Origin of the sequence: Dietzia sp. B19 (assembly GCF_014145155.1) — a bacterium.
GTDB lineage: Bacteria > Actinomycetota > Actinomycetes > Mycobacteriales > Mycobacteriaceae > Dietzia > Dietzia natronolimnaea.
Window position 1 is genome coordinate 19,527 of record NZ_JAALED010000570.1, and the last position, 10,758, is coordinate 30,284.

At 65.8% G+C, this 10,758-nt stretch carries 12 protein-coding genes, 1 tRNA gene and 1 pseudogene; 7 read left to right on the forward strand and 7 right to left on the reverse strand.

All coding sequences use genetic code 11. From position 1 onward, the window contains the following. Nucleotides 1-276: 276 nt before the first annotated feature. The 3 genes from G6020_RS15640 to merA form a co-directional block, all read right to left on the reverse strand. The gene (locus tag G6020_RS15640; RefSeq protein WP_017838449.1) at nt 277-873 is read right to left on the reverse strand and encodes a cadmium resistance transporter; all 597 of its coding nucleotides are present in this window, start codon (nt 871-873) and stop codon (nt 277-279) included. After that, entirely contained in the window at nt 870-1,229 is a 360-nt protein-coding gene (locus tag G6020_RS15645) for a metalloregulator ArsR/SmtB family transcription factor (RefSeq protein WP_031265333.1), read from the reverse strand. The genes G6020_RS15640 and G6020_RS15645 overlap by 4 nt, the downstream gene beginning before the upstream one ends. Nucleotides 1,230-1,360: 131 nt before the next feature. After that, a complete protein-coding gene (gene merA, locus G6020_RS15650; RefSeq protein ID WP_017838447.1) occupies nt 1,361-2,761 on the reverse strand; it encodes a mercury(II) reductase in 1,401 nt (466 codons plus the stop codon). 105 nt (nt 2,762-2,866) lie between these two features. On the opposite strand from merA, the gene G6020_RS15655 reads away from it, so the two are divergent. From G6020_RS15655 to G6020_RS15670, 4 genes are all read left to right on the forward strand, one after another. Further along, a complete protein-coding gene (locus tag G6020_RS15655) occupies nt 2,867-3,256 on the forward strand; it encodes a heavy metal-responsive transcriptional regulator (protein WP_007928756.1) in 390 nt (129 codons plus the stop codon). Nucleotides 3,257-3,622: 366 nt separating this feature from the next. Then, the gene (locus tag G6020_RS15660) at nt 3,623-4,870 is read left to right on the forward strand and encodes a hypothetical protein (RefSeq protein WP_235027359.1); all 1,248 of its coding nucleotides are present in this window, start codon (nt 3,623-3,625) and stop codon (nt 4,868-4,870) included. Between the two features lie 231 nt (nt 4,871-5,101). Then, entirely contained in the window at nt 5,102-6,214 is a 1,113-nt protein-coding gene (locus G6020_RS15665) for a DUF4041 domain-containing protein (RefSeq protein WP_182640861.1), read from the forward strand. A gap of 193 nt (nt 6,215-6,407) precedes the next feature. After that, a complete protein-coding gene (locus G6020_RS15670) occupies nt 6,408-7,148 on the forward strand; it encodes an SOS response-associated peptidase (RefSeq protein WP_107746572.1) in 741 nt (246 codons plus the stop codon). Here the strand turns inward: G6020_RS15670 and G6020_RS15675 are convergent. Beyond that, a complete protein-coding gene (locus G6020_RS15675) occupies nt 7,111-7,413 on the reverse strand; it encodes a hypothetical protein (protein ID WP_146166335.1) in 303 nt (100 codons plus the stop codon). The genes G6020_RS15670 and G6020_RS15675 overlap by 38 nt on opposite strands. Before the next feature lie 35 nt (nt 7,414-7,448). Further along, the gene (locus G6020_RS15680) at nt 7,449-7,850 is read right to left on the reverse strand and encodes a helix-turn-helix transcriptional regulator (RefSeq protein WP_107746571.1); all 402 of its coding nucleotides are present in this window, start codon (nt 7,848-7,850) and stop codon (nt 7,449-7,451) included. A 316-nt stretch (nt 7,851-8,166) separates the two neighbouring features. Here G6020_RS15680 and G6020_RS17460 point away from each other — a divergent pair, with 316 nt between their 5' ends. Further along, the gene (locus tag G6020_RS17460; protein WP_268817317.1) at nt 8,167-8,295 is read left to right on the forward strand and encodes a hypothetical protein; all 129 of its coding nucleotides are present in this window, start codon (nt 8,167-8,169) and stop codon (nt 8,293-8,295) included. A 155-nt stretch (nt 8,296-8,450) separates the two neighbouring features. On the opposite strand, the gene G6020_RS15685 is transcribed toward G6020_RS17460, so the two are convergent. Further along, nucleotides 8,451-8,524, reverse strand: a tRNA-Met gene (locus G6020_RS15685). Nucleotides 8,525-8,792: 268 nt separating this feature from the next. On the opposite strand from G6020_RS15685, the gene G6020_RS15690 reads away from it, so the two are divergent. After that, nucleotides 8,793-9,581 carry a MerR family transcriptional regulator gene (locus tag G6020_RS15690; RefSeq protein WP_182611239.1) on the forward strand — a complete coding sequence of 263 codons (789 nt, stop codon included), beginning with the start codon at nt 8,793-8,795 and terminating at the stop codon, nt 9,579-9,581. Then, the gene (locus G6020_RS15695; RefSeq protein ID WP_182611240.1) at nt 9,578-10,441 is read left to right on the forward strand and encodes a hypothetical protein; all 864 of its coding nucleotides are present in this window, start codon (nt 9,578-9,580) and stop codon (nt 10,439-10,441) included. Before G6020_RS15690 ends, G6020_RS15695 begins: the two co-directional genes overlap by 4 nt. A gap of 77 nt (nt 10,442-10,518) precedes the next feature. Here the strand turns inward: G6020_RS15695 and G6020_RS15700 are convergent. Beyond that, nucleotides 10,519-10,758: pseudogene (locus G6020_RS15700) on the reverse strand (NADP-dependent oxidoreductase); the annotation flags it as partial.

The following is a 10,758-nucleotide window of genomic DNA, read 5'->3' on the forward strand; positions in this document are numbered from 1 at the left end:
AGAACGGTTGAGCAACGTCCCGATTCGATCAGCCATGAGGAGACCCTTTCGTCCGGAATCTGTATCAATAGATCCTAGACCCCACGGGAAGGTGTTTCATAAGTGCCGAACTAGACCCTGTGACACAGCGGCGACTGTGGACTTGATCGCTTTGTGGCGGTCTTCTGTGGTTACTTCTTGGCGGCGACGTACGACGTACCAATCGGGCGTTCTGGCCGAAAGGGTTAGAGCGAGTCGGCGACTCACGGGTGGGCGGCCGGGTTTGCGTCTGTTTTGTCAGAGTCCGAATGCTCCGCCGCTGATCAGAATGAAGGCGCCTAGGCCGATCAGGACAATCGGGAACAGGATGTGTTCCCAGCGCTCCAGGACTTCGGCGATCGGTCGGCGGGTGGCGACGAACCTTGCCAGGCCCACCAGTCCCGCCACCAGCACCAGGAACACGATGCAGTAGGCGACCACGGCTCCCGGGCCCACGTTGAGAAAGACGGGGACGTAAACGCCGATGTTGTCTCCACCGTTGGCGAAGGTTACGCCGGCCACGGTCCACACGGCGACGTTCTTGCCCTCGACCTTTGCATCGTCGTCATCATCGTCCCCGCGCCAGGCCTGCCACGCGGCCCACAGTCCCAAGCCCAGTGGGATCAGCCCGAAGTAAGGGATGGCCTGCGGGGGCAGGAAGACTCCCGCGCCCAGGGAGACGAGCACAGCCACGCCGAGGATGCCGGCGAACCCGAGATACTGGCCGGCCAGAATGCGTGCGGTGGTTCCGCGTTGGCCTGCTCCGCGGGCGAAAAACAGCGACAGGACGATGATGTCGTCGATATTGGTGGCAATGAACAGGCCGATCGCCTGCAGGGCCGAGGACAGGATCACGCCTGCACCTCCGTGGCGTGACAACCCGGCACTGAGCAGTCGGGCTCCAAGCAGGAGGCGTTTTCGTTGACCGCGAGGGTGATCTCGACCAAGGAAGATAGCGACCGGGCCAAGTGCGGGTCTGCGATCTCATACCGGGTCTGGCGACCTTCGGGCACTGCGACAACGATCCCGCAGTCGCGCAGGCATGCCAGATGGTTCGACACGTTCGACCGTGTCAGCTCCAGATCCCGGGCCAGCTCCGCCGGGTAGGCCGGCTGCTCCAGCAAGGTCAGCAGTATTCGGGACCGTGTCGGGTCGGCCATCGCCCGCCCTAACCGGTTCATCACATCGACACGAGAAGCAATAGTCAGCACTTGCTGAACTATACAGCGTCTGCTGAACTGTTGTGACAACGCCCTAAAAACCTAAAGGTTTTTAAGGCACATTCACGGCGCCAGGCGGGCCGCCGCGGGAGCCCTCGTCCACCCCGCTGGGGCCGCGGGTTTCAGGCGCAGCATGACGTCGGCATCTGGTTTCGGAAGAGGCCGGCCACGATGCGCAGGCTTTCGCTCATGGTCAGGTACGGCGCCCAGGTGTCGGCCAGATCGTCGACGGTCATGCCGCTTTTGATGGCGTAGGTGGCCGCCAGCATGATCTCCCCGGCCCCGTCCGCCAGAGCGTGCACGCCCAGAACCTTGCCGCTCACGGCGTCGGCGACGAGCTTCACCGCCCCGCGGGTGTCGTGCTGGACGAGCGCCCGGGGGACATCGGACAGGTCCAGGACGCGGCAGTCGCACGCGTGCCCTCGGGTGAGGGCCTCGTCCTCGGTCAACCCCGCCGAGGCCAGCTGGGGCCGGGTGAACACGACCGCAGGAAAGCCGGCGTAGTCGACCCGAGCTGCCGGCGGGTACCTGTCCTCGGTCAGGGCGTTGAGCGCGGCGGCCCGACCGCCGGCGGCGGCGGCGTAGACGTACTGGGGAGCCCCCGAGACGTCACCGGCGGCCCAGACGCGCGGGTTGGAGGTGCGCTGGGTCTGGTCGACCACGACGAAGCCGCGCTCGTCCACGTCCACACCGGCAGCGGCCAGGTTCAGGCCGTCGGTGCGGGGCAGGCGTCCGGTGGCCACCAGGACCTGCGCGCCGCGCACCTGTTCGCCCGAGTCCGTGGTCACCACCACCTCTCCTGCGGGGCCTGGTTCGCGGGCCACAGTGGTCGCGCGCTCTTCGACCACGGTGATGCCGTCGTCGGTGAAGACTTCCCGAAGTCTCTGGGCCAGCTCCGGCTCGGCGTGCGGCGCCAGACGCCCGACCACAGAGACCCGGGTGCCGAGGTGAGCGAACAGCTGGGCCTGCTCCATCCCGACGTACCCGCCACCGATAACGACCAGGGACTCAGGCAGCTCGGTCAGCTGCATCGCGGTGGTGGACGTCAGCCGGTCCACAGAGTCGAGACCGACCACCTCCGGGATGGCGGGGGTGGCACCGGTGGCGACCAGATAGGCCCGGGCCCGCAGCGCCTGGCCGTCGACGGCCAGGGTGTCCCCGTCCAGGAAGCTGGCCTGGCCTGGGCGGACCTGGAAGCCGTAGGCAGCGGCCACATCGGCGTACTTCGCATCACGCAGGCGCTCGATGAGTGCGTCCTTCTGGGCCACCAGATCGCCGAGGTTCACCGGTGCGGCTGACGTTGGGGCACCTTTGAAGGGATTGGTGAGCGCGGCGTGCCGGGCCCCGGCGGCCGCCAGGAGCGTCTTGGACGGCACGCAGCCGATGTTCACGCACGTCCCGCCCAGAACACCGCGCTCAACCAGCACGACGCTCTTACCGGCCTGGCTGGCCGCGATGGCGGCGGACATCGCCGCGCCTCCTGAGCCGATCACGGCCAGATCGACGTCGTAGTCCACACCCATTTGCCCACCTTCCTTCGCGTGACCCCTCTTCAGCGTCCATAGTGGACGTTCCAGCGCAGGGGAAGGTCAAGGCGAACATGGACGAGAGCCGAGAAAGGGGCCACTGTGCGCATCGGTGAGTTGGCCGTGGCCAGCGGCACCACAACCAAGACGCTGCGCTTCTACGAAGAAGCCGGCCTACTACCTGCGCCTGAGCGCACCGCCAACGGATACCGCGACTACACCCCTGCGGCCCTGGCGCGCCTGGACTTCGTTCGCCGCGGCCGCACCGCTGGGCTCACCCTGGCCCAGATTCGCGAGATCCTCGACATCCGCGACGCCGGAGTCGCACCCTGCCAGCACGTGCACGCCCTGCTCGAAGCCCACCTGGGCGACCTGGACCGCCAAATCGCCGACCTGCAAGCACTGCGACACACCGTCGCGCACCTTCACCACAGTGCCACCACCAGCGACCCCACCAAATGCGACACCACGACCGTCTGCCGCTATCTGTGACCAGACCGGTGCTCGCGTGTATCGCCATGAGCAGATGCCGCCACAGAGCGTCGACAGAACCCCGCCATATAACGGCGAAAGCCACAGCGGCGACGGTTGGCGGCATGCCGTCCCGCACGGGTGTACCCCAACGGGATCCTGCCGCGAGCAGGAGTCATCGACAGCAGCATGACGCTCGGACGCTCGGCACCCCAAGGAACGGCGGGGCTCCAGGTGTGACCGCGACGAACTGCCCGGCCCTTGTCTGGATAGTCGTTAAGATAAGGACTCGTTGTCCACTTTTCGTGTTCGCAGTGATGACATCGGACAGATCATCAACGACGGCTCCTGTCCGGTCTGCGTGCTATCCCACTATGGAGGTTGTTAGTGACTCGTCGACGTGGGTTCCTCGCAGAGATGCAGCGGCAGGCTCGCCTGGCCGAGCAGCGTCAGCGTGCAGCAGCCCGTCAGCAGGTGGCAGCCGTACGGCGTGCCGAGCAGGCGCAGCGGGCTGCGGAGCGTGCGCAGGTGGCTGCGGCGCGCTCCGCGCAAGCTGACCGTAAGCGATTGGAGCGCGAGGCCCGAGCAGCGCATGTCGAAGCCATGCAAGCTCGGGTGGAGTCACTAAATGCAGAGCTGGCTGAGCACTATGCAGAACTGGACGGGCTTCTGGAGGCAACCCTTGACGTAGACGACTATGTCGATCTCGAGGCTTTACGTGTGACCGCCCAACATCCACCGTTTCCCAGGTCAGATCTCCGCACCCCCGTCCCCGCGCCAGCGCCGATCCCGGAGCCTCCACTTCCCGTACGCCGTGAAGTTGCGCCACCGAAAGGCCCGTTCGGACGGAAGAAGAAGTTGGCCGCAGCCGAAGCCGAGGTTGATCGCCGCTACGCCGCCGATTACCAGGCATGGCAGGCCGCGATGGATTCGCTTCCTGCGCGCCAGGCAGCACAAGCTGCGGAGCATGCCGAGCTTGAGCGCGTCCGGCTCCAAGCGCTGGCAAAAGCGACCGCACAGTATGAGGCGGAGTCCGCGGAGAGGGAGCGTGCGGCGCGAGAACAGAACGACGAGTTAGACCAACTGATCGCCGGGCTCGGGTACGGCACGGTCGAGGCAGTACAGGAGTATGTCGGAATCGTGCTGGCCAACTCTGTCTACCCTGAGCATTTCCCTGTGGGTCATGAGTCCGAGTTCGAGCCGGCCACAGCAGAGCTCACGCTTCGGGTCACAATGCCTGGTCCAGAGACTGTGCCAACCATTAAGGCGTACAAGTACACGAAGTCCACCGACGAAATCGGTGAGACGCAGCTTTCGCAGAAGGCCGCCAAGGACCGCTACGCAGGCATCGTGCACGCTGTCGCACTGCGTAGCTTGCATGAAGTTTTCGAGGCTGACCGCCGCGGGCTGATTCGCAGCATCTCACTCGAGCTAGGCACCGAGACGATCAGTCCCGCCACAGGGCGTGAGACCTACGTTCCCTTTGCCGCTGTAGCCGTTGACCGCGACTCGTTCAACGAGCTGGACCTCTCGGAGATTGTCCCGGCCGTAACACTCCAGCATCTCGGCGCGGTGGTCTCGAAAAACCCGCACGGTCTGGCCCCGATCAACCCATCTGGCATCAGGCGCCTCTAGCCAGCCATGAACCTAATTTTCAACCCACCACCGGGATGGCCTAAGCCCCCACCCGGCTGGCAGCCACCGGCCGGATGGACCCCTGATCCCACCTGGCCCGAACCGCCGGCCGGTTGGAAGCTATGGCTATCAGACTCAGACGAGGCCACTACGCCGACCGAAGTCGAAGACCTACCCGAACCGGAACCTCCTGCCGATCCCCAACAAAACCCGAACGCGCGAATCGCTTTCTTGGAAGCCGAGAATGCCGAATTGCGCCGCGCATTGGCTGCTCGTGAAGGGGAGCGACCGATCGATCTCGACGATGCCCGCGTTCTGCAAGCAGCAGGTATCTATCGCTACCATCATCCGCTGGAGTCTGCCGCCGCGTACAAGGAGCGCCTTAAGGAGCTCGAAGCCCGGATCGCCGACTCAATCCGCGAGAGCCGAGCCATTGTGAAGTCCGATCTCTTCACACTGAACAACTCACTCGCCCAGGGACGTCGCATGACGTCGGACTTGGGCAAGCTAATGCTGCGCGCATACAACGCCGAAGCTGACAACGTCATCCGTTCCTTGCGGGCAGGAAACGTCGACACCGCAAAACGTCGGCTCGAGGCATCGCGGACCGCCATCGCGCGTCTCGGAGCACTGATGGAAATGCGCATCGACGACGCATTCCATGCGTTGCGCGTTGAAGAGATTGAACTCACCGCCGACTGGTTGATGAAGAAGCAGGCAGAACGCGAAGCAGCCCGCGAAGAACGGGCTCGGCTTCGTGAGGAGGCACGCGTCCAACGAGAGCTAGAAGAAGAACGCTCCCGGCTGGACAAAGAACGTGCACACCTTGCCAACGCATTGGAATCTCTCCGCACCCAGGGGCGCGACGACGCGGACCTCATCGCCCGGCTCGCTGCTGTTGACCAGGCAATCGAGCAGAACGACTACCGCGCCGCCAACATCCGAGCTGGCTACATCTACGTGATCTCTAACGAAGGCGCATTCGGGGCAGGAGTAGTGAAGATCGGGTTGACTCGCCGCCTCGCTCCCGCCGAGCGCATCGCAGAACTTAGCGGAGCCTCCGTACCGTTTCGTTTCGACGTCCATGCGCTGTTCTTTTCCGAAGACGCGGTCACACTCGAGAACGACCTACACAAGCACTTTGCGGACCGAGCTCTCAACCAGGCAAACCCACGCAAGGAATTCTTCTTCGCCACTCCCAGTGAGGTCCGTGACGTGCTCCTGCAACGCGTCGGGAACATCCTCGAGTTCGTCGAGACAGCCGAAGCCCCCGAGTACCGGCAGTCACTGGGAGCATGGCCGCAATCCCGACGAAGCGAAAATGAAGCTCTAGAGCACAACTAGAGAGGCCCGGCGAACTCCACAAGACAACGTCATAAACGGCTGCCCGCCATGGAACCAGTCTGGGCCAAGCTCACTCCAGCGCACCTCAAGTGCGTACAAGAGCCACTGGCCAGGGTAGGGCCGCCGATAAGTTGCGTTCCGTCATGTCTGCTGGTCAGCGGTCGATTAGAGCTCCCACTGTTACTGTCTCGGCATGTGTGGTCGGTACTCGGTAGCTATCTCCGGCTCGGCCCTGGTTGGGGACCTCGATTTGGATGGGGTCGATCCTGGTTTCGAGTGGCCGCCGGCGTATTCGGTGGCTCCCCGTACGCGGGCTCCAGTCATCCGGGATCGCTCGATCGGCGATCAGCGGGTGCGTGAGGCGTCCCTACCGACATGGGGCTTTCGCCCGTCCTGGGCCAAGGAGAAGGGCCCACGGCCGATCAATGCTCGCCTCGAGGGCGTGGCAACCAACGGAATGTTCCGCTCGGCGTTCGCTTCCGCCCGAATCGCAGTTTTGATGACGGGCTACTACGAGTGGCAAGAGGCCCTCGAGGACGGCAAAGAGGTCAAGAACCCCAGCTACGTCCACGCCCCAGGCGACGAGCTCCTGCTCGCTGCCGGCCTACTCGCCTTTCACCGAGAGGGTGATGACGCCGAGTGGCAGACGACGTTCACGATCATCACCCGCACCGGGGAAGACGCGGCTGGCGAGGTCCACGACAGGATGCCGGCATTCCTGACCCCTGGAGCATGGGACACCTGGCTGTCCCCGGAGAAGATCGCCAAGGACCAGGCCTCCGACTTGCTCGACCTGCTTGATGCCGAGTCCCGAGCGGTCGCGGCGACACTGCGGACCCGTCCGGTGTCGCGGGCGGTTAATAATGTTCGCACCCTGGACCGGCATGATGCCGGCCTCATCGAATCGATTGCTGGCGGCGGTGCTGGTCGCTAACGGTGCGGCCCACTCTGTAGCGGGGTTTACCGTCGGCGCCGTTGCGGTAGCGGCGGGGGTTACGGGCCAGTCGTCGCAGGTCGTGCAGTAGCTCGGCGGCCCTGTCTTCGCCTAGCTCGGTGACGGCGAGTCGGTAGACGCCGCGGGCTCCCCAGTCGGGTTCGGGGAGGCCGGCGACTACGCGGTGCCAGCGCATCAGCTCGAGGAAATGCATCTCGCCTGCCTGGTCGGCCGCTTGTCGGATTCGGTCCACCAGCTCGTCCACGCCGGGACCGTAACCGGACCCTCCGACACCGGCGGTCAGTTCAGGTCGCGGGCGGCGATGAGGCCGGCGATGAAGTCGGCGGCCCGGTCCGCTTCGGCGTCGGTGAGGTCGTATGCGATCCCCGCGACGAGAGTGCGGGAGGGGCCGAGCGGTTGCAGGCCGAGACTTACTCGGGTGGTGGCCGACAGGGATGCGCGGTCGGCGATGTACGCAGCGGTGCATCCCAGAGCATCGGCGATGGCTTCGAGCTGCTCGCGGCTCATGGTCGGGGTGTGAGCCGGACGGCCTCGGGCGGCGGGGACCTGGCCCCGTTCCCAAATGCTCATGTGGCCGCCGCTGACGCCGATGGCGAGCGCGAGTTTGAGCTGCGTGAGCCCGGTTTCCAGACGAACGGTGCGGATGGCTCGCCCCAGTGACCTCGCATCAAATGGCGTCATCGCCTCTCCCCCGCCGTTTCGGGTCGGATCTCGGCTACGACCGACCAGTGCCCGTTCTCGTGGGCGGTCGAGACCACGGATGCCTCGGCGCCGTCGAAGAGGTCGAGCTGTTACAGGCGGCGGTCGAGGTCGATGTGAGCGTGCAGCTCACTCGGCCCGGTCCCGATGAGGTACATAGTCGCCATCGTGCCCGGTGCTAGGGCTGTGCGAGCACCGCTCCCGCCGGGTACGTAGATTTGCAGGAACCCAACACTTCTATGATAGTTACATAACGCTCCTGGCGGCGGCCGGCACGATCGAGGAGCGAGCGGGGACGGTGATGCTGTCCCGCCTGATCGCCTCGGCGACCAGCACCGATGCGGACTCCTCCACCTTCTCAGAGGTGGCCCGGGTGTTCGGTATCGACTGGATTCCCGCCGTTCGGCTGGCGGACGAACTCAGCTAGGGGCACGTCTCTCACGCGCTCATTCAGCGACGAGCAGGCCGGCACCAGCGGCCGTCATCGTCACCTACGCAGGATCGGCGCGCTGGCATCGGAGCGCCACCCCGAAATGACGTAAGGCTCGGTTCCCCTGAGGGAACCGAGCCTGTGTGCAGTAGTAGCGGGGACAGGATTCGAACCTGCGACCTCTGGATTATGAGCCCAGCGAGCTACCGAGCTGCTCCACCCCGCGTCGTTTGCGTCTGTGAAACTACGTGCCGCGCACCGGAGGAGGCAAATCGAGCGCCACCGCCTGCGGAGCATGTCCACCAACGCCTGCGCTGCCCACGCCAGGTCCACGGATCGCACGCTATCCAGCCTCATGTGCCCCTCGCCCACAACTCTGAGAGATGCATCCCGGCCACGGGGAGCCGAACCGCGAAGGTTCTTGCGGGCGGCAATCGGCGACTCACATCTAGCGCGCTTGACCTTGCCACAGTGTCAAGGTTGATGATCAGCTCATGAGAATCGGTGAGATCGCCCGGCTGACCGGAGTCAGCGCACGCAGCATCCGGCACTACCACCGCTCGGGCGTGCTCGCCGAGCCCCCGCGAACCACCGGCGGATATCGCGAGTACGACGTGACCGCCCTCGTGCGGATCTCCCGGATCGCGTTCCTCTCCGACTCGGGAGTGCCCCTGCGCGAGATCAGCGCGCTGCTGGAGACCGCGCCCGGCAGCATGGCCGACGATCTGGCCGCCGTCCGCTCAGGAATCGACACCCGCATCGCCGCTCTCACCCGCCAGCGCGAACGCCTCGACCTGATAGCCCAGCGCGCCGCCGACGGCCTACCCCTGGGACTGCTGCCCGAGCCGGTATCGCGTGCGCTCGACCTCTGTCGGTACGCGGTCCCCGACGACCCCGACCTCACCGCGCTCCTGGACCGCGAACAGGACCTGCTCGACCTGCTTGCGCTTAACGGCGACTTCCCCGTACAGCTCACTGCCTCATACACCGCCATCGCTTTCGACGCCGGTCGCCGCACCCGGTACCTCGACCTACTCGCTGGCTTCCACCGGATCGAGGGCCGGCGGCCCAGCGAGGTGGAGCCGCAGATCGCAGACCTCGTCGACGCACTGCTGGCCGACCAAGACCTTCGAGCGCTGGTGGCGGGAGTGCCGGCCGAGCCGGGTGATGAGCACGATGCCGCCGATGCCACCCACGGACCGACGCTCGAGCAGCTCCTTCCCGACCCGGCCCAGCGCGAAGTAGTGCGCCGCACGCTCGCTGCCTCAGGAGTACTGCCGTGAACAGCAGACTGGTTCCATTGATTGCGCTTGTCGTCGTCGTCACCGACGCGGTTCTCCTGGCCACCGGGGTGATCGGCCCCGCGACGGCGTTCGCGCTCTTCCTGGCGGTCGAGGTGCCACTCGGGGCGATCGCCGTCACCGGTTACGTCCGCCGCTACCGAGCCCACCGCGCTGACGCTCGCACCCGCGCCGACGCACTACGCGCCCTGGCCGCAGAGGACCCCTATCTACGACTGATCGGCACCGAAGCGCGAACACTCGCCTCGCTGGCCCGGTGGGTGACGCGGCGGCCAGACGTCCCTGACGGCGCGGCGGCACTCGGCCACTCCCGCGGCACGCTTGGCATCCCGGTGGCGATGGCGGTCGCGGCGTCAATCGAATTGATCGCCGTGCACCTGTTGGTGCCATGGCCCGAGGTGCGGCTGGTGCTTGACCTGCTCGGGATCTACGGGCTGCTGATCGTACTCGGATGGCTGGCCGGCCGGATCGTGCGACCGCATCTGATCGAGGACGGCGAACTCGTGCTGCGCAGCGGCACGCACGTCTGCGCACGGGTACCACTCGACGCAATCGCGACAGTGCGGCGCGACCGGCGGCTCTCCCCCACATCTGCGGAGATCACGCCCGATGCAAGCGGCGGGAACGCACTCACGCTCGCTGGTCCGGACGGCACCACTCTGAGCATCGAGCTTGACCGCCCGGTGCCTGCGTCCGTCCCCGGGTTTGCCTGGAGTGCACCCTCCCCGCGTGAGGTCACCGTGCTGCGGCTACACGTCGATGACCCGGATGCCGCACTGCGTGCGATCACAGAGGCGGTCGCCGGGACCGGGGCTACACCGCGGGCCGGCTACGCGCCCTGACGGGCCTACATGTCCTCTCTGCCCGCGTCTACGACACCACCTAATGGCGGCCGACCTCGTCGTCGTCAAAAGGACTCTCAACCCAGCGCCACCACGCACTTGCCCGTCGTCCGCCCGGAGAGCATGTCCACGATCGCCTGCGGCGCCGACCCCAGGCCCTCGTATCGCGCGAGGTCCAGGTTCAGATCGCCCGACCGCCACAGCTCCGCGAGGTGCTTCCTGGCCTCGGGCAGCCGGTCCGCGAACGTGCCGGCGCGAAAGCCCCGCAGATTGATGTCCTTGCTCGTGGCATTGAAGAGGTTTCCGGGAGCGGCGGA

Bases quoted from the DNA above. Each gene is read 5' to 3' on its own strand.
- G6020_RS15680 (WP_107746571.1), bottom strand. From the start codon at position 7,850: ATGACGCCATTTGATGCGAGGTCACTGGGGCGAGCCATCCGCACCGTT.
- G6020_RS15690 (WP_182611239.1), top strand. From the start codon at position 8,793: ATGAGAATCGGTGAGATCGCCCGGCTGACCGGAGTCAGCGCACGCAGC.
- G6020_RS15670 (WP_107746572.1), top strand. From the start codon at position 6,408: ATGTGTGGTCGGTACTCGGTAGCTATCTCCGGCTCGGCCCTGGTTGGG.
- merA (WP_017838447.1), bottom strand. From the start codon at position 2,761: ATGGGTGTGGACTACGACGTCGATCTGGCCGTGATCGGCTCAGGAGGC.